This is a genomic window from Clavibacter zhangzhiyongii (genome assembly GCF_014775655.1).
GTDB lineage: Bacteria > Actinomycetota > Actinomycetes > Actinomycetales > Microbacteriaceae > Clavibacter > Clavibacter zhangzhiyongii.
Genome location: NZ_CP061274.1, coordinates 777948 through 799204, shown reverse-complemented (window position 1 = coordinate 799204; position 21257 = coordinate 777948). Strand labels below are relative to the sequence as shown.

Sequence of the window (21257 nt, the reverse complement as noted above, 5' to 3'; positions counted from 1 at the left end):
GGCGCGGGGAGCGGGATCCGGGTCAGCTGCCGCCGGCGGTGACCGCCTGCGCCTCCTCGAGCGCGTCGACCGGCCCGGCGTCGACGCGGCGGAGCCAGCGGTGCCCGGCGACGACGATCACGAGGGCGACGAGCACGGATCCGGCCGCCGCGTAGTAGGGCGTCGCGTCCGAGAAGAGGTTCGCGAGCTCGGTGGCCGCGGGCGGGGCGATGGCGCCGCCGAGGAAGCGCACCGACGAGTAGGCGGACGACGCGACGCTCCGCGGGTGGTCCGTCGCCTCCATCACGCACTCGGTCAGCACGGTGTTGAGCACGCCGAGCAGGAGCCCGCCGACGATGACGCAGACCACGAGCCCGGTCGCCGACCGGACCACGAGGCCCGCGGCGGCGAGGTCGGCGGCGAGCAGCGGGAGCACGAGCCGGAGGACCGACGTGCGGGCCATGCGCCGGGTGAGCAGCGGCGCGACGAGCACCGACGTGATCGCGAGGCCGACGCCCCAGCCGAAGAAGGTCAGGCCGAGGCCGATGGCGTCGAAGCCCAGCGGGAACGGCGTGTAGGCGAGCAGCACGAAGAACCCGATGTTGTAGAAGAGCGCGGCGGCCGCGAGGACGGCGAGGGCCGGGGTGCGGAGCGCCCGCAGCGGGGCCGACAGGCGCATGGGCGCGCGGGGCGCGTCGTCCCTGCCGAGGAGGGCGAGGATCGCGATGAAGCCGAGCGCCATGAGGGTCGCCGTGCCGAAGAACGGGCCGCGCCAGCTCCAGCTGCCGAGGAGGCCGCCGAGCAGCGGGCCGATCGCGATGCCGAGGCCGAGCGCGGCCTCGTAGAGCATGATGGCCGACGCCGTGCCGCCGGACGCGGAGCCCACGATGGTGGCGAGCGCCGTGGAGATGAAGAGCGCGTTGCCGAGGCCCCAGCCGGCACGGAAGCCGATCACGGACTCCACGTCCTGCGAGAGGCCCGCCGCGGCCGCGAAGACCACGATGATCGCGAGGCCGATGAGGAGCGTGCGCTTGGCGCCGATGCGGCTGGAGATCCAGCTGGTGACGAGCATCGCGAGGCCGGTCACGAGCAGGTAGCTCGTGAACAGGAGCTCGGCCTCGGTGGCGGTGGCGTCGAGGCTCTCGGCGATGGCGGGGAGGATCGGGTCGACGAGCCCGATGCCCATGAACGCGATGACGCACGCGAAGGCGACGGCGAAGACGGAGCGGGGCTGGTGGAAGACGTCGCGGAACGACGCGTGCTGCTGGGTGGACACGGGTGCGGTGTCGCCTCCTGGGATCGGTGCGGGTGGGGATGGTCGTGCGGACGGCGCCGCCGAGGGGCTCAGCCGCCGGTAGGCGCGGAGGCCGGCGCTGGGGCCGGCGGCGACGCAGGTGCGTCGTCGATGCGCGCCATGACGACCTCGACGGCGCGCGCGAGCACGGCCACGTCGTCGGCCGGCAGGTCGGCGAAGCGCGGCACGAGCGCGGTCGCCAGGCGGTCGCGCCAGTCGTCGAGCGCGGCGCGGCCGGCCGTCGTGATCTCGAGCAGGGTCGCGCGGGCGTCGGACGGGTCCGTCACCTGCGCGATCCAGCCCTGGCTGACGAGCGAGCGCACGATCTTGGTGGTCGTGGGCTGCGAGACGCGGCTGCGCTCGGCGAGGACGCCGAGGCGCATGCCGCCCGGCCAGGTCGCGAGCACGGAGAGCGTGCGCCAGATGGCGGGCGAGCTCGCGCCGCCGACCTCGTGCGCCGCGAGGCGCGTGAGGCGGTGGCCCGCCGTGACGAGGTCGCCGAGGAGCGCGCGGAGGTCGGGCTCGGTCGAGGTCATGGATCCATCGTATAGCCAGGCTATGCATATGTCGAGCCGGTCGCGGTCGCGGTCGCCCCGAGCTGGGGGTCCCGCGAGCGGACAGCGATCGTGCCCGCCGCGGTCGTCGCGGTCCGACCGTCCTAACGTGGGACCACCGGTGGAAGCGCGCCGCGGGCCGCAGGAGGTGCCATGGCCGACGTCGAACCCGTCGAGGTCCTGGAGCGCGCCGTCGACGAGGCGCTCGAGCGCGGGGATCCGGCCGCCGCCGCGCACGCGCTCGCCGGGTCCTGGCCGCAGCACGTCGACCTGCACCCGCGCCGGATCCGCGACCTCTACGACCGCATCGCCCCCGGAGCATGGGAGGACGACGCCTGGCTCGTCGCCGGCATGGCAGCGACGCACCGCGGCTCCTCCGAGGCCGACCGCCGGGCGTCGCTCCCCTACCGCTCCGCCGTCGACCTGCTGCTCACCGCCGACCCGCCGCCCCCGCCGGTCGTCCGCGCCGCCGTCCTCGTGCACCGCGCCGCGGGCGACCGCCGGGTGGGCCAGCTCGCGGAGGCGCGCGCGTCCGTCGCCGAGGCGCGGCGGATCCTCGACACGGAGCGCGGCATCCCCCTCGGCACCCGCATCTCGCTGCAGGCGTCCGCCGCGCTCCAGCAGGGGCTGGTGCTCGCCCACCTCGGGGCGTTCACGGCGGCGCGCGACTAGCTGCGCACGGCGGAGGCGCTGTCCGAGCGCCACCTGGTGCGGTCCGACCGCCTCGAGTGCCGGGGCGCGCTCGCCTACGTCGCCTACTGCCTCGGCGAGGTCGCGGAGGCGGAGGACCTCGTGCGGCAGGCGCGGGAGCTCCTCTCGGACGACGAGGCCGGGGCGGCGCTCGCGCGGAGCGGCTTCCGGGCGCCCGCCGAGATCGCGGCCGCGCTCCTCGCCGTCGACGCGACCCGACGCGACGAGGCCCGCGCGCTCCTCGACGACCTCCGGCCGGCCTGCGCCGGCACGGACTGGGAGCTGCTCGGCTGCTACGCCGAGGCGACCGTCGACGCGATCCGCGGCCTCCGGCTCGACGCGCTCGACCACCTCCGCCGCCTGCACAACCTCGGCACGGCCTGGCAGGAGCACGGGCCGCTGCCCGTGATGCGCGACGTGCTGCGCGCGTCCCTGCTCGCGCACCTCGGCCAGACGGCGGCCGCGTGGGACCTCCTCCGCACGGTCGCGCCCACCGAGCACCACTCCACCTGCCCCGCCATGGTCGCGGGCCGGCTGCGCGTGCTCGCCGACGACCACGCGGGTGCCCTCGCGGAGGTCGCGGGCTGCCTGGCGCTCGGCGACGGCCACTCGGGGCGGACCCTCGTCGACGTCCTCCTGGTGGTCGCCGCGGCGCACCGCGGGCTCGGCGACCACGCGCGCAGCGACCACGCGCTCGACCGGGCGGCGCGGCAGGCGACGACCACCGGGATCCTGCGGCCGTTCGCGGTGTTCCCGGCCACCGCCACGACGGAGCTGCTCGACCGGGCGCTGGAACGGGACCAGCTGCCCGACGTGCGCCGGATGCTCGAGCGCATCCGCGCCGACCGCGTGCCGGTGGACGCCGTCCCGGTCGATCCGCTGAGCGAGCGCGAGCGCGCCATCGTCGCGTGCCTCGCGGAGGGGCTGACCGTGGCGGGCATCGCGGCCCGGCTGTTCATCTCGCCCAACACCGTGAAGTCGCACGTGCGGAGCGCCTACCGGAAGCTCGACGCCTCCACCCGCGCCGAGGCGGTGGACCGGGCGCGGGCGCTCGGGCACGACCTGCGGCCGGGATCCGACTGACCCGCTGCGCTTCGCCCTCCCGCACGACCCCGGGGACGACGCAGGGCGCCGACCCCCGGGGGGATCGGCGCCCTGAGCGCTGTGCGGTGGTGCGAGCTACTTGACGGTGACCGTCGCGCCCGCGGCCTCGAGCTGGGCCTTCGCCTTGTCGGCGGCCTCCTTGTTGGCGCCCTCCAGGACGGCCTTGGGGGCTCCGTCGACGAGGGCCTTCGCCTCACCGAGGCCGAGGCTGGTGAGGGCGCGCACCTCCTTGATGACCTGGATCTTCTTGTCGCCGGCGGCCTCGAGGATGACGTCGAACGCGGTCTTCTCCTCGACCTCCTCGGCGGGGGCAGCGGCGCCGGGGGCGGCGGCAGCGGCGACGGGGGCCGCGGCGGTGACCTCGAAGACCTCCTCGAACTTCTTGACGAAGTCGCTGAGCTCGATGAGCGTGAGCTCCTTGAAGGCCTCGATGAGCTCGTCGTTAGAGAGCTTTGCCATGATGATTCTCCTTGGGTTGGTGTGGTGTCTCGTTGGATCAGTGCATCGCGCCCCGGGGATGGGACCCGAGGGGTGCTACTGAGCCGATTCCTGCTTCTCGCGCAGCGCCTCGACGGTGCGGACGGCCTGCGAGAGCGGTGCGTTGAACAGGTACGCCGCGCCGAAGAGCGAGGCCTTGAAGGCGCCGGCCAGCTTGCCGAGCAGCACCTCCCGCGACTCGAGGTCGGCGAGCTTGTTCACCTCGTCCGCCGTCAGGGGGTTGCCGTCGAAGTAACCGCCCTTCACGACGAGAAGAGGGTTGGCCTTGGTGAAGGCACGCAGCGCCTTCGCGACGGCGACGGTGTCGCCGTGCACGAAGGCGATCGCGGACGGGCCGACGAGCTCGTCGTCGAACGACGAGATCCCCGCCTGGTTCGCCGCGATCTTGGTCAGCGTGTTCTTCACCACGGCGTAGGTCGCGTCCGCACTGATGGTCTTCCGCAGCTGCTTGAGCTGGGCAACGGTGAGACCGCGGTACTCGGTGAGCAGAACGGCGTTCGAGCTGCGGAACTTGTCCGCGAGCTCGGCGACCGAGGCTTCCTTGTTCGCCATGGCACTCCTTATCACGTGGTTCCCCGACACCGCGGAAGCGGTGCGAGGTGCTGGCAGCCCCCGGCTCCGCACATGAGAAACGCTCCGGCACAGGAGGCCGGAGCGGGAGTGTGGCGCAGGCCCTCGGGGCATGCGCTGCATCGTGCTTCGATCACCTGCGCGGGCCTTCACATGAGTGAACCTTCGTCCGGCGCATCCCCTCGCGGGGGCACGCCGACGACCAGCGGTCTGTGGCTCCGTTCAGAGTAGGGGACGGGGACCGCCCGCGCAACTCGGCGGGCGCGGGCGGCCCCGGCGGCGCGACTAGTAGCCGACGACCGCGTGCGGCACGTAGTGCTCCTCGAGCAGGGCGACCTCGTCGTCCGTGAGCTCGAGGTCGAGCGACGCGACCGCGTCCTCGATGTGCGACACCTTCGTGGCGCCCACGATGGGCGCGGTGACGACGGGGTTCCGCGACACCCACGCGAGCGCGACCTGGGCGCGCGGCACCCCGCGCGCCTCGGCGACGGAGGCGACGGCGGCGGCGACCCGGCGGTCGGAGTCCTCCTGCGCGGCGTAGAGCGTCTTGCCGAACTCGTCCGTCTCGCTGCGGTCGGTCGTCGCGTCCCAGTCGCGGGTGAGGCGGCCGCGGGCGAGCGGGCTCCACGGCAGCGATCCCACGCCCTCGTCCGCGCAGAGGGGCAGCATCTCGCGCTCCTCCTCGCGGTTCACGAGGTTGTAGTGGTCCTGCATCGTGACGAAGCGCGCCCAGCCGTGCTCGCGCTGCAGGTGCAGCGCCTTCGAGAACCGCCACGCGTCCATCGACGACGCGCCCAGGTAGCGCACCTTGCCGGCGCGCACCAGGTCGTCGAGCGCCTCGAGGGTCTCCTCGAGCGGCGTCGCGGGGTCGAACCGGTGGATCTGGTAGAGGTCCACGTAGTCGGTCCCGAGGCGGCGCAGGCTCTCGTCGATCTGCCACATGATGTGCTTCCGCGACAGCCCGCGCGAGTTGGGCCCCTCCCCCATGGCGCCGTGCACCTTCGTGGCGATCACGACCTCCTCGCGCCGCGTGTGCGCCTTCAGGGCGAGCCCGGTGATCTCCTCGCTCGACCCGTCGGAGTACACGTTGGCGGTGTCGAAGAACGTGATCCCGAGCTCGACCGCGCGCCGGATGAGCGGCAGCGAGTCCTCCTCGGAGAGCGTCCACGCGTGGTTGCCGCGCGTCGGCTCGCCGTAGCTCATGCAGCCGAGGGCGATGGCCGATACCTCCGTGCCGGTGCTGCCCAGGCGGACGTACCTCACGACGGGTGTCCCGCGACCGGGTCGTCGCCCGCGGTGGCCGGCGCGTGGTCGCGCCAGGTGTGCTCGGGCTCGTAGCCGAGGATCCGGCGGGCCTTGTCGATGGAGAGCAGCGTCTCGTGCTCGTCCAGCTCCTTCCGGACCTCGACGCCGGGGAAGACCTCGGCGGCGAGCTCGGCGGAGGAGCGGCTCATCACGGTGTCGGCGTTCGCGACGATGAAGCGGTCGAAGCCGGTCCCGTCGTGCTCGAGCGCCTTGCGGACCGCCTGCGCGCCGTCGCGGCCGTCGATGTAGCCCCACAGGTTCCACTTGCGCGCGAGCGCGTCGTCGTCGTAGCCCGGGAACCGCTCGTAGTCCTCGACGTCCATGACGTTGGAGAAGCGGAGCGCGGTGACCTGGAGCTCCGGATCCCAGCGGCACAGCTCGATCGCCATCTGCTCCTCGAGGTGCTTCACGAGCGAGTAGGTGCTGTTCGGCTGGGCCGGGTACTCCTCGTCGACGGGGATGTAGGGCGGCGGCACGTCGAACGGCAGGCCGAGCACCGTCTCGCTGGAGGCGTAGACGACCTTCGTGATGCCGGCCCGGCGCGCGGCCTGGAAGACGTTGAAGCTCGTGAGCATGTTGTTGTGGAACGTCTCCACGTCGCTCCGGATCGCGGGGGCCGGGATCGCGGCCAGGTGCACGAGGGCGTCGAACCCGTCGTGCAGGTCCTGCACGCCGAACAGGGCGTCGACCACCTGGCCGTAGTCGGTGGTGTCGACGCGGACGTAGCCGGATCCGCGCTCCCCCGCCTGGTCGATGTTGGTGACTTCGTGTCCATGGGCGCGCAGGTCGGCGACGACGTGGCGGCCGAGCTTCCCCGAGCCTCCGGTGACGGCAATTCTCATCAGCGAGCATCTCCTTCGTGGGGCGGTTCCGCCCCCGTCCATCCTGGCCCGCGGCCGCGGGGGACGACAGCGGGATGGAGCACACCCGCAGCCCGGGGACACGGCGACGGCCCGCCGCCCCCTCTCGGGGACGACGGGCCGTCGTGGTGGTGCGTCGTGCTAGTCGCTGGTGATCGCGAGGTCGGGGGTGCCGGATCCGGTGCCGATGCCGGCGCCGACCGTGAGCCCCTCGCGCTGCGTGGTGACGAACGTGAACTCGCCGTCCACGTAGTCCACGTGCACGTGGTCGCCCGCGTTGAGCTCGCCCTGCAGGATCTTCTCCGACAGGCGGTCCTCCACCTCGTGCTGCACCGCACGGCGCAGGGGCCGGGCGCCGAGCGACGGGTCGAAGCCGACCTCGATGAGGCGCTCCTTCGCGGCGGTCTCGAGCGTGATCGTGAGGTCGCGGTCCATCATGCGGTCCGACAGGCGCTTCACGAACAGGTCGACGATCTGGAGCAGCTCGGGCTTCGACAGCTGCGGGAAGACGATGGTGTCGTCCACGCGGTTGAGGAACTCGGGCTTGAAGTTCTTCTTCAGCTCCTCGCTGACCTTGCCCTTCATGCGCTCGTAGGAGTTCGCGGCGTTGTTCTCGACCTGGAACCCGACCGGGGCACCCGTGATGTCCTTGGTGCCGAGGTTGGTGGTCATGATGATGACCGTGTTCTTGAAGTCGACCACGCGGCCCTGGCCATCCGTCAGGCGTCCCTCCTCCAGGATCTGGAGCAGCGAGTTGAAGATGTCCGGGTGGGCCTTCTCGATCTCGTCGAAGAGCACCACGGAGAACGGCTTGCGGCGCACCTTCTCGGTGAGCTGGCCGCCCTCCTCGAAGCCGACGAATCCGGGAGGGGCGCCGAAGAGGCGGCTCACGGTGTGCTTCTCGCCGTACTCGCTCATGTCGAGCGAGATGAGGGCGTCCTCGTCGTCGAAGAGGAACTCCGCCAGGGCCTTCGCGAGCTCCGTCTTGCCGACGCCCGTGGGGCCGGCGAAGATGAACGATCCCGAGGGACGACGCGGGTCCTTGAGGCCGGCGCGGGTGCGTCGGATGGTCTTCGAGAGGGCCGAGATGGCCTCCTCCTGGCCGATGACGCGCTGGTGCAGGGCCTTCTCCATGAAGACGAGCCGCGAGGACTCCTCCTCCGTGAGCTTGAACACCGGGATGCCCGTGGCCTGCGCCAGAACCTCGGCGATCAGGCCCTCGTCGACCTCGGCGGTGGTGCGGACGTCGCCCGAGCGCCACTGCTTCTCGAGGCGGAGGCGCTCGCCAAGGAGGTTCTTCTCCTCGTCGCGCAGGCTCGCGGCCTTCTCGAAGTCCTGGTCCTCGATGGCGGTCTCCTTGGCCACGCGGACCGTGGAGATGCGCTCGTCGAACTCGCGCAGCTCCGGCGGGGCCGACAGGATCGAGAGGCGCAGGCGGGCGCCGGCCTCGTCGATCAGGTCGATGGCCTTGTCGGGCAGGAAGCGGTCGGCGATGTAGCGGTCGGCGAGGTTCGCCGCCGAGACGATGGCGCCGTCGGTGATGGACACCTTGTGGAACGCCTCGTACTTGTCGCGCAGCCCCTTGAGGATGTTGATCGTGTGGGGCAGCGAGGGCTCGTGCACCTGGATCGGCTGGAAGCGGCGCTCGAGGGCTGCGTCCTTCTCGAAGTGCTTGCGGTACTCGTCGAGCGTCGTGGCGCCGATGGTCTGCAGCTCGCCGCGCGCGAGGAGCGGCTTGAGGATGCTGGCCGCGTCGATCGCGCCCTCGGCGGCACCCGCGCCGACGAGGGTGTGGATCTCGTCGATGAAGGTGATGATGTCGCCGCGGGTGCGGATCTCCTTGGTGACCTTCTTGAGGCGCTCCTCGAAGTCGCCGCGGTAGCGGGACCCGGCGATGAGCGAGCCGAGGTCGAGCGTGTAGAGCTGCTTGTCCTTCAGCGTCTCCGGGACGTCGCCCTTGACGATGGCCTGCGCCAGGCCCTCGACGACGGCGGTCTTGCCGACGCCGGGCTCGCCGATGAGGACGGGGTTGTTCTTGGAGCGGCGCGACAGGATCTGCATCACGCGCTCGATCTCCTTCTCGCGCCCGATGACGGGGTCGAGCTTGCCGTCGCGCGCGGCCTGCGTGAGGTTGCGCCCGAACTGGTCGAGGACCGTGGAGCCCGCCTGCTGGCTCTGCTGCTGCTCGCCGCCGACGGCGACGGCCTCCTTGCCCTGGTATCCGGACAGGAGCTGGATGACCTGCTGGCGCACGCGGTTGAGGTCGGCGCCGAGCTTGACGAGGACCTGCGCGGCGACGCCCTCGCCCTCGCGGATCAGGCCGAGCAGGATGTGCTCGGTGCCGATGTAGTTGTGGCCGAGCTGGAGGGCCTCGCGGAGCGACAGCTCCAGGACCTTCTTCGCGCGCGGCGTGAACGGGATGTGACCCGTGGGCTGCTGCTGGCCCTGGCCGATGATGTCCTGGACCTGTTCGCGGACGGCATCGAGGGAGATGCCGAGCGACTCCAGGGCCTTGGCGGCCACGCCTTCGCCCTCGTGGATGAGGCCGAGCAGGATGTGCTCGGTCCCGATGTAGTTGTGGTTGAGCATCTTGGCCTCTTCTTGGGCCAGGACGACGACGCGACGAGCGCGGTCGGTGAATCTCTCGAACATCTGTATCTCCCTGGGCACCGGGGCAGGGGGCCGGCGCCGATATGTAGAGAGTAACGACGGGTTCGAGCAGTGCATGCCCCTGTTCGCCGTGGGCGTGACGCGATGCGTCGAGCGGCGGATCGGGTGCGGGCGGACCCCGCGCGATGCGCTCCTAGCGGTCGGCGTCGGGCGCGGGCACGCCCATCCGGGCGCGCTCCTTCGCCTCGATGGCGGCGTAGGCCTTCCGCTCGTGCTTGTCCGCCTGGATGACGGCGCGCATGATGAACCAGAAGATCAGCCCCACGCCGAGGGTGGGGAGGATCGACCAGATCGCGCTCGCCCAGAAAGCATCCATGCGAGAAGGATACGCCGCGATCTACGTGAGGATGCCGACGAGGCCCTGCACGATGAACGCGACGGCGATGCCGCCCACGATGATCCAGAGGGCGTAGCGCGCGGTGGTGGGCTTCTTGGGGTCGGTGCCGTTGGGGCCGAGGGGCATTGCTGTGCCTACTTCACTAGGGGGAACAGGATGGTCTCGCGGATGCCGAGGCCGGTGATGGCCATGAGGAGCCGGTCGACCCCCATGCCCATGCCGCCCGACGGCGGCATGCCGTGCTCGAGCGCGCGGAGGAACTCCTCGTCGAGCGGCATGGCCTCGTCGTCGCCGCGCGCCGACTGGCGGGCCTGGTCGACGAAGCGCTCGCGCTGCACGACGGGATCCACGAGCTCGGAGTAGCCGGTGGCCAGCTCGAAGCCGCGGATGTAGAGGTCCCACTTCTCGACGACGCCCTCGATGGAACGGTGCGCGCGCGTGAGCGGCGACGTCTCCACGGGGAAGTCGAGCACGAAGGTGGGGCGCTCGAGGCCGCCCTTCACGAAGTGCTCCCATAGCTCCTCGACGAGCTTGCCGTGCGTGCTCAGCGGCACGACGACGCCCTCGCGGTCGGCGATGGCCTGCAGCTCGTCGACCGTGGTGGCCGGCGTGACCTCGACGCCGGCGGCCTCGCTCAGCGAGCCGTACATGGAGATGCGGTCCCATTCGCCGCCGAGGTCGTACTCGGTGCCGTCGGCCCACGTGACGACGTGGCTGCCGGCCACGGCCATCGCCGCGTCCTGCACGAGGGTCTGCGTGAGCTCGGCGATGGAGGTGTAGTCGCCGTAGGCCTCGTACGCCTCGAGCATCGCGAACTCGGGGCTGTGGGTGCTGTCGGCGCCCTCGTTGCGGAAGTTGCGGTTGATCTCGAAGACGCGGTCGATGCCGCCGACGACCGCGCGCTTGAGGTAGAGCTCGGGCGCGATGCGGAGGTACATCTCGGTGTCGAAGGCGTTGGAGTGCGTGACGAAGGGGCGAGCCGAGGCGCCCCCGTGCATCACCTGCAGCATGGGCGTCTCGACCTCGACGTAGCCGCGCTGGCGGAAGGTCTCGCGCATGGAGGCGTTGACCTTCGCGCGGTCGAGGACGTTCTTGCGCGCCTGGTCTCGGACGATGAGGTCGAGGTAGCGGCTGCGGACGCGGGTCTCGTCGGACAGCTCCGAGTGCAGGTTCGGCAGGGGCAGCAGGGCCTTCGACGCGATGCGCCACTCGGTGGCCATGATCGACAGCTCGCCCTTGCGGCTCGCGATGACGCGGCCGGCGACGAAGACGTGGTCGCCCAGGTCGACGAGCTCCTTCCAGGCCGCGAGCGCCTCCTCGCCGACCTCGGCGAGCGAGATCATGGCCTGGATGCGCGTGCCGTCGCCCGCCTGCAGCGTGGCGAAGCAGAGCTTGCCGGTGTTGCGGAAGTGGACGACGCGGCCCGCCAGCCCCACGACGTGGTCGGTCTCCTGGCCGGGCTCGAGGTGGCTGAACTCCGCGCGGACCGCGGGGATGGTGGTCGTGACCGGGACCTGCACGGGGTACGCGCCGCCGCCGGGACCGCCAGCGGCCTCGAGGCGGGCGCGCTTGGCGAGGCGCACGGCCTTCTGCTCGGCGATGTCCTCGACGGACTCCTCCACGGCGGCGGGCGTCGGGGTGGTCGCGGGCGTTGACGGGCTGTCGGTCATGTGCGGGCGGATCCTCGCGGGTCGAAGGGGCGTCTCGGCCGGACGGCCTCCCGTCGATTCTCGCAGGTGCGGAGGGGGCGCGGGCACGGGCGCGACGGCGGGCGGGTCCGCGCCCGCGCCCGGCAGGGGCGCGGCGACGCGGGCCGCGGGTCAGGCGATGACGACGGTCTCGTTGTCGATGAGGCGCGTGGTGCCGACGCGGGCCGCGATGACGGCGAGCGCCACGCCCGTGAAGCCGTCGTCGACGGACTCGAAGGTGGCGGGATCCACCACCTGGAAGTAGTCGAGCGCGACGGCCGGCTCCCCCATCACGACGGACTGCGCGGCGGCGATGACGGCGTCGATGCCGCGGGATCCGGCGCTCTGGGCCGCCTCGAGCGCGGCCGGGATGACGCGGGCGGCGCGGCGCTCGCGGTCGTCGAGGTAGCGGTTGCGGCTGGAGAGGGCGAGGCCGTCGGGCTCGCGCACCGTGGGCAGCTCCTCGATGCGGACGGGCAGGTCGAGGTCGCGGACCATGCGGCGCACGAGGTGGAGCTGCTGCGCGTCCTTGCGGCCGAACGTGGCGACGTCGGGCGAGCAGACGTGGAGCAGCTTCGCGACGACGGTGAGCATGCCGTCGAAGTGGCCGGGGCGGGAGCGGCCCTCGAGCGCGAGGGCGACGGATCCCCCCGTGACGCGGATGCGCGCCGGGCCGTCCGGGTACATCTCCGCCGCGGAGGGCGCGAACACGAGGTCGACGCCGGTGGCGGCGAGCGCCTCGACGTCGGCGTCGAGCGTGCGCGGGTACGCGTCGAGGTCCTCGCCGGCGCCGAACTGCAGCGGGTTCACGAAGATCGACACGACGACGAGGGAGCCCAGCTCGCGGGCGCGGCGGGCGTGCGCGAGGTGGCCCTCGTGCAGCGCGCCCATGGTGGGGACGAGGACGACGACGGCCTCCTCGCCGGCGGCGGCGCGGGCGGCGCGGTGCTCGCGGACGCGGGCGCGCAGCTCGGCGATGCCGGTGACGACGGTGGGCGCGGGGATCGTCATGCCGTGGTGCTCCTTGCGGGTGGGGACGGGCGACAGGACAGGTTAGTCCGCGTCGGGCCCGTCGTCCGTCGGACGCGGGACGTCGCCCGTGGTGAGGCGCTGGCCGCCGGCCGGGGAGGAGCGGCGGAGGGCGTCGTCGACGGCCGAGCGGATGAGCGGGCCGAGCACGCGGCCGGGCTCCTCCACGCCGATGCCCGCGAGGAGGCCCGTCGCCTGGTCGACGATCGCGGAGGAGAACGCGGTCGCGGTGGCGATCGCCTCGGCGTACGCGGCGCGGTCCCGCTCCTCCACGACCACGGGCTCGCCGCCCATCTCCACCACGAGCACCTGCGCGATGGGGAGCACGGGCGCGGGGGCCGTCACGGCGAACCAGCTGTCGAGCATGCGGCTGAGGTCCATGCTCGTGCCGGTGAACGACATCGCCGGGTGGATGGCGAGCGGGATGATGCCGGCGGCGAACGCGGGCGCGAGCACCTGGATCCCGTGCGCGGCCGACGTGTGCATCACCAGCTGGCCGGGCTGCCACGCGCCGAGCGCCGCGAGCCCGGAGACGAGGCCGGGCAGCTCGGCGTCGGGGACCGCGAGGATCACGAGCTCGCTGCGCTCGACGATCTCGGGGATGTCGAGCACGGGGACCTCGGGGAGCATCGTCTCGGCGCGCTCGAGGCTCGCCTCCGACAGCGCGGAGATGCCCGTGATGGCGTGGCCGGCGCCCGCGAGCGCGAGGCCGAGGACGGGGCCGACGCGGCCCGCGCCGATGATGCCGACGCCGAGGCGGCCGGAACGCTGGGACGGGTCGGTCATGCGGGGTCCTCGGGGGTGGATCGGTGACGCGGGGCGGGCGATGCGGGCTCGGCCGCGGGCGGCGCGGGCTCGGCCGCGGGCGGCGCCGGCTCTGCCGCGGGCGGCGCGGTCTCGGCGACGGGCAGGGCGGGCTCGGCGACGGGCGGCGCCCACGACGGGTCTGCTGCCGCGGACCCCGGCGCCGGCCAGCTCGCGGCCTCCGCGCCCCAGCGGTCGGAGGTGTCGGATCCCGCGGACGCCACCGCCGCGCGCACCAGCCGGGCCGACAGCTCGACGCCCGTGGCGCGGTCGATGGCGCCGAGGCGGGTGTCGACGGGTCCGGCGACGGTGGCGGCGCGGACGGAGACGAGGTCGAGCCGGCGGTCGATGGGGCCCTGGGTGAGGTCGACGCCCTGCGTGCGCGCGTGCGGCACGACGACCAGGCGGCGCCAGATCACGCCGCGGCGCACGAGGAAGGCGGAGTCGTCGACCGCGAAGCCGGTGCGGCGCCAGGAGAACGGCTTGAGGATCCACGCGCGTCGGGGCGACGTCGTGAAGCCGTCGTCGGCGCCGCCGCGGCCCGTCATGCCCGTGCCGATGAGCGCGAGCGCGTCCTCGCCCACGAGGTGCGGGAGGACGAGGCCGAGCACGCGGTCGACGTCGCCGCGGTCGCCCACCGGGAGGATCGACGTGTTCTGCTGGCCGGCGGCCCCGGGGGCCGAGGAGTGCGAGGCGCGCGTGATGCGGATCTCCCACCAGCCGGCCTTCCGCCAGAGCAGCGGCTGCACGACCTCGACCGCGTGGATCCGGCCGGGCGGGATGGTGTCGTTGCTCGTGGAGAGCAGGCCGAAGCCGACGCGCACGCCGTCGGGCGTGCCGGCGACGCTGTAGCGGAGCGAGCGCGTGATGCGCCGGACGAAGAAGCCGGCGGATCCGAGGAGCGTCGGCAGCAGCGGCACGAGCAGGTACCAGGCCTCGAAGCGGACGATGAGCGGGATCCCGACGGCCACGAACAGCACGAGCACCACGGTGGGGCCGGAGAGCAGCACGGCGCCGATCAGCCGCGGGATCGGGATGCGCACGACGGACTGCGGCGGGGCGGCGTCCGGGTCGAGCTCGGGGGCGAGGAAGTCGTCGACGCGGGAGCCGACGAACCCGCGGGCGGGAGCGCCGGGGGCGGCCGCGGGGGCGGATCCGGCCGCCTCCGCCCGCGCGCCCGACGCGAGCCGCAGCACGCGGAGCCGGAACGCGTCGGCGTCGCGGGAGCGGAGGTAGTGCAGCGGCAGGTTGGCGTCGTTGCCGGCCACCTGGATCTCGAGCTTGGCCGCGCCGATGAGCCGCGCGACGAGGGGGCGCGTGATGTTGACGCCCTGGATCCGGTCGAGCCGGGCGCGCCGGTTCGTGCGCGAGAGGATGCCGCTGCGCACCTCGACGGTCTCCTCCGTCACGCGGAACGTGTGCATCCGCCACGAGAGGTAGGAGACGCCGACCGCGAGCAGCGTGAAGGCGAGGAGGCCGAGGACCGCCCAGAGGAGGCCGCCCGACTCGACGAGCCACGGGATGAGGTCGCCCTCGCCGCCCGACTCGTCCTGGCCGGGGACGAAGCGCTCGACGATCTGCTCGCGCAGGGACGACACGAGGAAGCCGATGGCGATGAGGAACACCACGCCGCCGCGCAGCAGGGGCGTGGCGGGGTGGAGGCGGTGCCAGCCGCCGTCGGTCAGCTCCTCCGCGATGCGCGCCTCGGCGGCGGGGACGGCGGGCGCGGCGGCGACCGGGTCGCCCGCCGAGGGCCCCTCGGGCGTCGCCGTCACAGCCCGGCCCGGCGCGTCTCGGCGAGGGCCACGAGCCGGTCGCGGAGCTCCTCCGCGTCGGCGTTCGCGAGGCCCGGGATCTGGATGGCGGCCGAGGCCGCCGCGGTCACGAGCTTCAGGTCCGCGAGGCCGAGGACCCGGCCGACGGGGCCGCGCGTGATGTCGACGAGCTGCATCCGCCCGTACGGCACGGCGACGATGCGCGTCCACATGATGCCGCGGCGGAACACGAGGTCGTCCTCGCGCAGCTGGTAGCCCATGGCGCGGACGCGGCGCGGGACGATCACCAGGGTCACCGCGAGCTCGACGAGCGCGGCGGCGCCGAGCACGATCGGCAGCCAGCCGGGCGCGTCGACGGAGAGGAGGAAGGCCGCGACGCCGCCGAGGACGAGGGCGGTGATCACGCCGCCCACCAGCTCGACGCCGACGAGGCGCGGGGAGACGCGGCGCCACTGGACGCCGTGCGGGTCGACGTTCGCGGTCACGGTGCTCCTCCGATGGTGCTGCGGTGGGTGCTGCCGATCCCGCGAGCGGTGGCGCCGCGGGATCCTACGAGAGCTCGCGCGCCGGGTCGCCGGGGCGCGGGTCGTCCGGGTCGTCGGGCGGGACCGTGCACCAGTGCTCGGCGACCAGCCCGGCGACGAGGAGGACGACGGCTCCCACCGTACCGGCCACCGCCAGGCCGACGGAGGACGCGCCGGGCAGCACGGGACGGGCCAGCACGAAGGCCAGCACTCCCCCGGTGACGCCCGCGAGCAGGGCGCCCGCGAGGGCCGAGGCCTTGGCGAGGAGCACGACGCGCGTGGCGCGGAACGGGTCGATGCGGCCGGGCGTGCGGCCGAGCGTCGACCGGCGGATGGGGCGGGCCAGCGCGAGCAGCACGATCCCCACGATGAGCAGGGTCGCGCCGAGCGTGAGCGGCGGGATGAGGAGCGCCCGGCCGCTCATGACGAGCGCGTTCTCGAGGAACCAGCCGACGGCCGCGCCCGCGATGAGGAGGGCGATGAGGGTCGTGGAGCGCGTGCGGGTCACGGCGTCGCCTCCGGCCGGTCGGACCGGTCGTGCCGCTCGAGCGCGGCGAGCAGCGCGTCGACGCGGCCGCGGCCCGGCAGCTCGGCGTCGGGATCCGCCTGCAGCCACGGCCCGAGGACGAAGGCGCGCTCGGCCGCGCGCGGGTGCGGGAGCGTGAGGCGGTCGTCGTGGATGCGCGCGTCGCCGAACGCGACGACGTCGAGGTCGATGATGCGGTCGCCCCAGCGCTCGGCGCGCACGCGGCCGAGGTCGCGCTCGATGCCGGCCAGCGCGTCGAGGAGCGCGTGCGGGCCGACGCGCGCGTCGACGAGCACGACGCCGTTGAGGTAGCCGGGCTTCGTCGGGTCCTCCCCCGCGGGCGTCACGGCGACGGACTCCACGAGCTCGGAGGAGCGGACGACGCGGAGGCCGGGCACGTCGTCGATGCGGGCGACGGCGCTCGCGATGGTCGCGCGCCGGTCGCCGAGGTTGGATCCCACGGCCACGACCGCGCGCACGGCCTCCCCCGGCGCGGGCAGGGTCGACCGGCGCTCGATCACGACGGCGACGTCGTCGAACGGCACGGCGATGGGCGCGTCCGGCTTGTGCACCGTCACGCGCACCGACCGGGCGACGGGGTGGGCGAGCACGACGTCCGCGATGCGCTCGGCGAGGGTCTCGATGAGGTCGACGGGATCCCGCTCGGCGGCCGCCGCGACCTCCTCGGCCAGCTCGCCGTAGTGGAGGGTGCGGCCGAGCTCGTCGCTGCCGCCGGCGGGCGCCAGGTCGAGCGCGACCTCCAGGTCGATGACGAACGGCTGGCCGTCGCGGCGCTCCTGGGCGAGGACGCCGTGGTGGGCCTGCACGCGGAGGCCGGTGAGGAGGATGCGGTCGACCGGCAGGGGCGTCACCATGAGCGGCCCACGACGATGGAGGGGAGGTCGCCCGGGTCGGCCGGGTCGTACCAGAGCGGCAGCTTGCCGCCGACGGCCGGGAGCAGCGCGTCGGCGGTGGTGACGGTGCGCGTCACATGGTGGTCGCGGCCGTCGGCGTCGGTGAACGCCACGGTGAGGCGCGCGCGGACGGCGTCGCCGGATCCGTCGAGGCGCTGCACGGCGGTGACGATCGCGGCGGTGCGGCGGCCGGTCTCGGTGACGCGCCGGGCGGTGGCGGCGAGGCGGGCGACGCGGCGCTGGACGACGGCCCAGGCGACGGCGGCGGCGATCCCGAGCACGGCGAGCGACGCGGCCACGACGCCGAGGACGCCGTGCGAGGGATCCCCCTCGACCGCGTCGGAGGAGAAGGGCAGCGCCGCCACGAGGCCGAGGGCCGTGCCGAGCAGCACGACGGCGGTGGGCCAGAGCACGGCGCCGGCGGTGGTCAGCACGGGCGACAGCAGCACGACGGACGCGTAGGCGGCGCCGAGCGATCCGAGGAGCCCCACGACCACGGCGACGACCTTTGCGACCACGACGAGCGCGCCCGCGCCGGCGGCCAGGTCGGTCGGGAACGTGAGGCCGACGCCGAGGATCGCGGACGCGATGAGCGCGGCGATCGCGATGCGCACGAGCACCGCCTGCGGGGAGACGACGACACGGTCCTGGCTCACGGCGCTCATGCTCCTACTCTGACAGACCGGCGGCGGCGGCCTGCGCCTCGGCCCGGCCGCGCGCCCAGGCCTCCTCGACCGCGAGCGCGGCGCGCGTGGACGCGACGTCGTGCACGCGCACCGCCCATGCCCCGGCGCGCGCGGACAGCGCGCTGACGACGGCGGTCGGCACGTCGCGGTCGGCGACGGGGGCGCCCTCCGGCAGCAGCCGCCCGAGGAAGCGCTTGCGGGAGGCGCCCACGAGCACGCGGTGGCCGAGGTCCGTGACGGCGTCGAGGGATCCGAGGAGCTGCCAGTCGTGCGCCGCGTCCTTGGCGAAGCCGAGGCCCGGGTCGAGCACGAGGCGCGCGGGGTCGATGCCGGCCTCGCGCAGCGCGTCGATGCGCGCCCGCAGCTCGGCGCGCACCTCGCCGACCGCGTCGGCGTACGTCGCGCGGGCGGCCATGGTGGCGCTGTGGCCGCGCCAGTGCATGGCGACGTAGTCGACGCCGGCGTCGGCGACCACGCGCGCCATCGCCTCGTCCGCGAGCCCGCCCGACACGTCGTTGACGATCCGCGCGCCGGCCTGGACGCACGCCTCGGCGGTCGCGGCGCGCATGGTGTCGACGCTCACGAGGATCCCCTCGGCCGCGAGGCCGCGGACGACCGGCAGCACGCGCGCCAGCTCCTCGTCGGCGTCGACGCGCGCGGCGCCCGGCCGGGTGGACTCGCCGCCCACGTCGACGATGTCGGCGCCCGCGCGGACCATCCCGCGCGCGTGCGCGAGCGCGTCGTCGAGCACGAGGTGGCGGCCGCCGTCGCTGAACGAGTCGGGGGTGGCGTTGAGGATCCCCATCACGAGCGTCCGGCGCGCCGTCGCGGCCACGGTCAGCCCCGACCGGCGGCGGCGGGCAGCAGCGCGAGCACCTCGGCGCGGGCCGACGGCTCGGCGAGGGAGCCGCGCGCCGCGATCGTGATGGTCGTGCTCCCGGCCTGACGGGTGCCGCGCGCGGTGACGCAGCCGTGCGTCGCGTCGAGGATCACGGCGACGCCGCGCGCGCCGAGCCCCTCCTCGAGGGCCTCGGCGATCTGCTCGCCCAGCCGCTCCTGCATCTGCGGGCGCGAGGCGAGGTCGTCGACCACGCGCGGCAGGCGGCCGAGGCCGACGATCCGCTCGCCCGGCACGTAGGCCAGGTGGGCGACACCGGTGAACGGCAGCAGGTGGTGCTCGCAGATGGAGCGGAACGCGATGCCGGTGACGATGACGGGCTGCGGCGCCGCGTCCGTCTCCGGCAGCGGGAAGGTCTCGCGCAGGTGCCGGAGCGGGTCCGCGCCGACACCCGCGAAGAACTCCGCGTACGCCTCGGCTACCCGCGCCGGGGTGGTCGCGAGGCCCTCCCGGCCCGGGTCCTCGCCGATCGCGTGGATCAGCTCGGTGACGGCCGCCTCGATGCGCGCCCGATCGACGCCCACCGGATCAGGCCGTCGCGGGGCGCGGGAAGGGCGAGCGCTTCGGCTTGCCGGCCGGCGGCTCCGAGTCGACCGCGCCGTCGACGACGCCCTGGTCGATGGGCGCCTTCTGCGGCATCGCCACGGGCGGCAGGTCGGACAGCGGGCGCTTGTCGCTCGAGAGCCACTGGGGGCGCGGCGGCAGCTTCTTGACGTCCGCGAAGATCGCCGCGAGCTGGTCGTGGTCGAGCGTCTCCTTCTCGAGGAGCTCGGTGGCGAGGTGGTCGAGCACGTCGCGGTTGTCGTTGATGACCTGCCACGCCTCGTCGTGCGCGCCGTCGAGGAGCGCGCGCACCTCGGCGTCGACCGTGAGGGCCATGTCCTCCGAGTAGTCGCGGCCGCCGCCGAGCTCGCGCCCGAGGAACGGCTCGCCGGAGCTGGAGCCGAGCTTGACGGATCCGACCTTGGCGCTCATGCCGTACTCGGTGACCATGCGCCGGGCCGTGGACGTGGCCTTCTCGATGTCGTTCGAGGCGCCCGTGGTGGGGTCGTGGAAGACGATCTCCTCCGCGACCCGGCCGCCCATGGCGTACGCCAGCTGGTCGAGCAGCTCGTTGCGCGTGACGGAGTACTTGTCCTCCAGCGGCAGCACCATCGTGTAGCCGAGGGCGCGGCCGCGCGGCAGGATCGTGACCTTGGTGACGGGATCCGTGTTGTTCATCGCCGCCGCCGCGAGCGCGTGGCCGCCCTCGTGGTACGCGGTGATGAGCTTCTCGTGGTCGCGCATGATGCGGCTGCGGCGCTGGGGCCCGGCCATGACGCGGTCGACGGCCTCGTCGAGCGCGCGGTCGTCGATGAGCTGCGCGTCCGAGCGCGCCGTGAGGAGCGCGGCCTCGTTGAGGACGTTCGCGAGGTCGGCGCCCGTGAAGCCGGGGGTCTTCCGCGCGAGGACCTCGAGGTCGACGCCCGCGGCGAGCGGCTTCCCGCGCCCGTGCACCTCGAGGATCTGCTTGCGGCCCTGCAGGTCGGGGGCGTCGACGCCGATCTGGCGGTCGAAGCGGCCCGGGCGCAGGAGCGCCGGGTCGAGCACGTCGGGCCGGTTGGTGGCCGCGATGAGGATGACGTTGGTCTTGACGTCGAAGCCGTCCATCTCCACCAGGAGCTGGTTGAGGGTCTGCTCGCGCTCGTCGTTGCCGCCGCCGACGCCGGCGCCGCGGTGGCGGCCGACCGCGTCGATCTCGTCGACGAAGATGATGGCCGGCGCGTTCTGCTTGGCCTGCTCGAAGAGGTCGCGCACGCGGCTCGCGCCGACGCCCACGAACATCTCGACGAAGTCGGATCCGCTGATGGAGTAGAAGGGCACGCCCGCCTCACCCGCGACGGCGCGCGCGAGCAGGGTCTTGCCGGTGCCGGGAGGGCCGTACAGCAGCACGCCCTTGGGGATGCGGGCGCCGACGGCCTGGAACTTCGCGGGCTCCTTGAGGAAGTCCTTGATCTCCTCGAGCTCCTCGATGGCCTCGTCCGACCCGGCGACGTCGGCGAACGTGACCTTCGGGGAGTCCTTCGAGGCGAGCTTCGCCTTCGACTTGCCGAACTGCATGACGCGGTTCCCGCCGCCCTGCATGCCGGAGAACATGATCCAGATGAAGAAGCCGATGAGCAGGAGCGGCAGCAGGATGCTGAACGCCGACAGGAGCCAGCTCGGCTGCGGCACCTGGTCGTCGAAGCCCTTCGCGGGGTTCGCCTCGGTGATGGCGGTGACGATCTCGCCGCCGCGCTGCGCGACGTAGTTGAACTGCACCATGGTGCCGTTCTCGCCGTCGGGGCTCGCGAGCGTGAGGTCGACCCGCTGCTCGCCGTCGATGATCTTGGCGGAGGCGACCTTGCCGTCCTGGATCAGCTCGAGGCCGTGCTGCGTGGTGATGGTGCGGTAGCCGGATCCCGTGATGAGGCTGAAGCCCACCGTCACCACGACGATGGCGAGGACGACGATGAGGATCGGGCTGCGGAGGAGTTTCTTGAAGTTCATGAGCGTAGGGGCGCGGGCCCGAC

At 73.5% G+C, this 21257-nt stretch carries 22 protein-coding genes; 2 read left to right on the top strand and 20 right to left on the bottom strand.

Annotated elements, in window-relative coordinates:
* Window positions 1-22: 22 nt before the first annotated feature.
* Both H9X71_RS03935 and H9X71_RS03930 read right to left on the bottom strand, forming a co-directional pair.
* On the bottom strand, window positions 23-1255 hold the full coding sequence (locus H9X71_RS03935) for an MFS transporter (protein ID WP_191148424.1): 1233 nt from the start codon (window positions 1253-1255) through the stop codon (window positions 23-25).
* Window positions 1256-1323: 68 nt separating this feature from the next.
* The gene (locus tag H9X71_RS03930) at window positions 1324-1809 is read right to left on the bottom strand and encodes a MarR family winged helix-turn-helix transcriptional regulator (RefSeq protein WP_191148423.1); all 486 of its coding nucleotides are present in this window, start codon (window positions 1807-1809) and stop codon (window positions 1324-1326) included.
* Window positions 1810-1980: 171 nt separating this feature from the next.
* Between H9X71_RS03930 and H9X71_RS14855 the strand changes: the two genes are divergently transcribed.
* Both H9X71_RS14855 and H9X71_RS03925 read left to right on the top strand, forming a co-directional pair.
* Window positions 1981-2499 (top strand): hypothetical protein, encoded by a 519-nt coding sequence (locus H9X71_RS14855; protein WP_244961760.1) that lies wholly within the window; start codon window positions 1981-1983, stop codon window positions 2497-2499.
* A gap of 36 nt (window positions 2500-2535) precedes the next feature.
* Window positions 2536-3600, top strand: coding sequence for a helix-turn-helix transcriptional regulator (locus H9X71_RS03925; RefSeq protein ID WP_244961759.1), 1065 nt, complete (start codon window positions 2536-2538; stop codon window positions 3598-3600).
* 96 nt (window positions 3601-3696) lie between these two features.
* Here the strand turns inward: H9X71_RS03925 and rplL are convergent, their stop codons facing one another.
* From rplL to ftsH, 18 genes are all read right to left on the bottom strand, one after another.
* Complete coding sequence (gene rplL, locus H9X71_RS03920; protein ID WP_012037546.1) at window positions 3697-4080, bottom strand: 50S ribosomal protein L7/L12; 384 nt, start codon at window positions 4078-4080, stop codon at window positions 3697-3699.
* Window positions 4081-4155: 75 nt separating this feature from the next.
* Window positions 4156-4671: a 50S ribosomal protein L10 gene (gene rplJ, locus H9X71_RS03915; RefSeq protein WP_191148422.1), complete on the bottom strand. Its 516-nt coding sequence runs from the start codon at window positions 4669-4671 to the stop codon at window positions 4156-4158.
* 303 nt (window positions 4672-4974) lie between these two features.
* Window positions 4975-5952: an aldo/keto reductase gene (locus H9X71_RS03910; protein WP_191148421.1), complete on the bottom strand. Its 978-nt coding sequence runs from the start codon at window positions 5950-5952 to the stop codon at window positions 4975-4977.
* The gene (locus H9X71_RS03905; RefSeq protein WP_191148420.1) at window positions 5949-6836 is read right to left on the bottom strand and encodes an NAD-dependent epimerase/dehydratase family protein; all 888 of its coding nucleotides are present in this window, start codon (window positions 6834-6836) and stop codon (window positions 5949-5951) included. The genes H9X71_RS03910 and H9X71_RS03905 overlap by 4 nt, the downstream gene beginning before the upstream one ends.
* Window positions 6837-6995: 159 nt before the next feature.
* Entirely contained in the window at window positions 6996-9506 is a 2511-nt protein-coding gene (locus H9X71_RS03900) for an ATP-dependent Clp protease ATP-binding subunit (protein ID WP_191148419.1), read from the bottom strand.
* A 151-nt stretch (window positions 9507-9657) separates the two neighbouring features.
* Window positions 9658-9840, bottom strand: coding sequence for a hypothetical protein (locus H9X71_RS03895; protein WP_191148418.1), 183 nt, complete (start codon window positions 9838-9840; stop codon window positions 9658-9660).
* A gap of 21 nt (window positions 9841-9861) precedes the next feature.
* The gene (locus H9X71_RS15020; RefSeq protein WP_268904803.1) at window positions 9862-9987 is read right to left on the bottom strand and encodes a hypothetical protein; all 126 of its coding nucleotides are present in this window, start codon (window positions 9985-9987) and stop codon (window positions 9862-9864) included.
* Between the two features lie 8 nt (window positions 9988-9995).
* Window positions 9996-11531: a lysine--tRNA ligase gene (lysS, locus tag H9X71_RS03890; RefSeq protein WP_191148417.1), complete on the bottom strand. Its 1536-nt coding sequence runs from the start codon at window positions 11529-11531 to the stop codon at window positions 9996-9998.
* 150 nt (window positions 11532-11681) lie between these two features.
* Window positions 11682-12560, bottom strand: a complete 879-nt coding sequence (panC, locus tag H9X71_RS03885) for a pantoate--beta-alanine ligase (protein WP_191148416.1) — start codon at window positions 12558-12560, stop codon at window positions 11682-11684.
* Window positions 12561-12602: 42 nt separating this feature from the next.
* The gene (locus H9X71_RS03880; protein WP_191148415.1) at window positions 12603-13364 is read right to left on the bottom strand and encodes a Rossmann-like and DUF2520 domain-containing protein; all 762 of its coding nucleotides are present in this window, start codon (window positions 13362-13364) and stop codon (window positions 12603-12605) included.
* A complete protein-coding gene (locus H9X71_RS03875) occupies window positions 13361-15157 on the bottom strand; it encodes a PH domain-containing protein (RefSeq protein ID WP_191148414.1) in 1797 nt (598 codons plus the stop codon). Before H9X71_RS03875 ends, H9X71_RS03880 begins: the two co-directional genes overlap by 4 nt.
* On the bottom strand, window positions 15154-15642 hold the full coding sequence (locus tag H9X71_RS03870; RefSeq protein ID WP_191148413.1) for a PH domain-containing protein: 489 nt from the start codon (window positions 15640-15642) through the stop codon (window positions 15154-15156). Before H9X71_RS03870 ends, H9X71_RS03875 begins: the two co-directional genes overlap by 4 nt.
* A 64-nt stretch (window positions 15643-15706) precedes the next feature.
* Window positions 15707-16189 carry a DUF3180 domain-containing protein gene (locus tag H9X71_RS03865; RefSeq protein WP_191148412.1) on the bottom strand — a complete coding sequence of 161 codons (483 nt, stop codon included), beginning with the start codon at window positions 16187-16189 and terminating at the stop codon, window positions 15707-15709.
* On the bottom strand, window positions 16186-17082 hold the full coding sequence (folK, locus tag H9X71_RS03860) for a 2-amino-4-hydroxy-6-hydroxymethyldihydropteridine diphosphokinase (protein WP_191148411.1): 897 nt from the start codon (window positions 17080-17082) through the stop codon (window positions 16186-16188). The genes H9X71_RS03865 and folK overlap by 4 nt, the downstream gene beginning before the upstream one ends.
* On the bottom strand, window positions 17076-17786 hold the full coding sequence (locus H9X71_RS03855; protein ID WP_191148410.1) for a DUF3592 domain-containing protein: 711 nt from the start codon (window positions 17784-17786) through the stop codon (window positions 17076-17078). Before H9X71_RS03855 ends, folK begins: the two co-directional genes overlap by 7 nt.
* A gap of 4 nt (window positions 17787-17790) precedes the next feature.
* Window positions 17791-18612: a dihydropteroate synthase gene (gene folP, locus H9X71_RS03850; protein ID WP_191149069.1), complete on the bottom strand. Its 822-nt coding sequence runs from the start codon at window positions 18610-18612 to the stop codon at window positions 17791-17793.
* Between the two features lie 32 nt (window positions 18613-18644).
* A complete protein-coding gene (folE, locus tag H9X71_RS03845; protein ID WP_191148409.1) occupies window positions 18645-19229 on the bottom strand; it encodes a GTP cyclohydrolase I in 585 nt (194 codons plus the stop codon).
* Between the two features lie 4 nt (window positions 19230-19233).
* On the bottom strand, window positions 19234-21234 hold the full coding sequence (ftsH, locus tag H9X71_RS03840) for an ATP-dependent zinc metalloprotease FtsH (RefSeq protein ID WP_191148408.1): 2001 nt from the start codon (window positions 21232-21234) through the stop codon (window positions 19234-19236).
* Window positions 21235-21257 lie beyond the last annotated feature (23 nt).

Excerpts from the sequence above, each read along its gene's own strand:
- lysS (WP_191148417.1), bottom strand. The coding sequence starts at position 11,531 with ATGACCGACAGCCCGTCAACGCCCGCGACCACCCCGACGCCCGCCGCC.
- H9X71_RS14855 (WP_244961760.1), top strand. The coding sequence starts at position 1,981 with ATGGCCGACGTCGAACCCGTCGAGGTCCTGGAGCGCGCCGTCGACGAG.
- H9X71_RS03880 (WP_191148415.1), bottom strand. The coding sequence starts at position 13,364 with ATGACCGACCCGTCCCAGCGTTCCGGCCGCCTCGGCGTCGGCATCATC.
- ftsH (WP_191148408.1), bottom strand. The coding sequence starts at position 21,234 with ATGAACTTCAAGAAACTCCTCCGCAGCCCGATCCTCATCGTCGTCCTC.
- rplL (WP_012037546.1), bottom strand. The coding sequence starts at position 4,080 with ATGGCAAAGCTCTCTAACGACGAGCTCATCGAGGCCTTCAAGGAGCTC.
- H9X71_RS03855 (WP_191148410.1), bottom strand. The coding sequence starts at position 17,786 with ATGAGCGCCGTGAGCCAGGACCGTGTCGTCGTCTCCCCGCAGGCGGTG.
- H9X71_RS03905 (WP_191148420.1), bottom strand. The coding sequence starts at position 6,836 with ATGAGAATTGCCGTCACCGGAGGCTCGGGGAAGCTCGGCCGCCACGTC.
- folK (WP_191148411.1), bottom strand. The coding sequence starts at position 17,082 with ATGGTGACGCCCCTGCCGGTCGACCGCATCCTCCTCACCGGCCTCCGC.
- rplJ (WP_191148422.1), bottom strand. The coding sequence starts at position 4,671 with ATGGCGAACAAGGAAGCCTCGGTCGCCGAGCTCGCGGACAAGTTCCGC.
- panC (WP_191148416.1), bottom strand. The coding sequence starts at position 12,560 with ATGACGATCCCCGCGCCCACCGTCGTCACCGGCATCGCCGAGCTGCGC.
- H9X71_RS15020 (WP_268904803.1), bottom strand. The coding sequence starts at position 9,987 with ATGCCCCTCGGCCCCAACGGCACCGACCCCAAGAAGCCCACCACCGCG.
- H9X71_RS03930 (WP_191148423.1), bottom strand. The coding sequence starts at position 1,809 with ATGACCTCGACCGAGCCCGACCTCCGCGCGCTCCTCGGCGACCTCGTC.
- H9X71_RS03900 (WP_191148419.1), bottom strand. The coding sequence starts at position 9,506 with ATGTTCGAGAGATTCACCGACCGCGCTCGTCGCGTCGTCGTCCTGGCC.
- folP (WP_191149069.1), bottom strand. The coding sequence starts at position 18,612 with ATGGGGATCCTCAACGCCACCCCCGACTCGTTCAGCGACGGCGGCCGC.
- H9X71_RS03895 (WP_191148418.1), bottom strand. The coding sequence starts at position 9,840 with ATGGATGCTTTCTGGGCGAGCGCGATCTGGTCGATCCTCCCCACCCTC.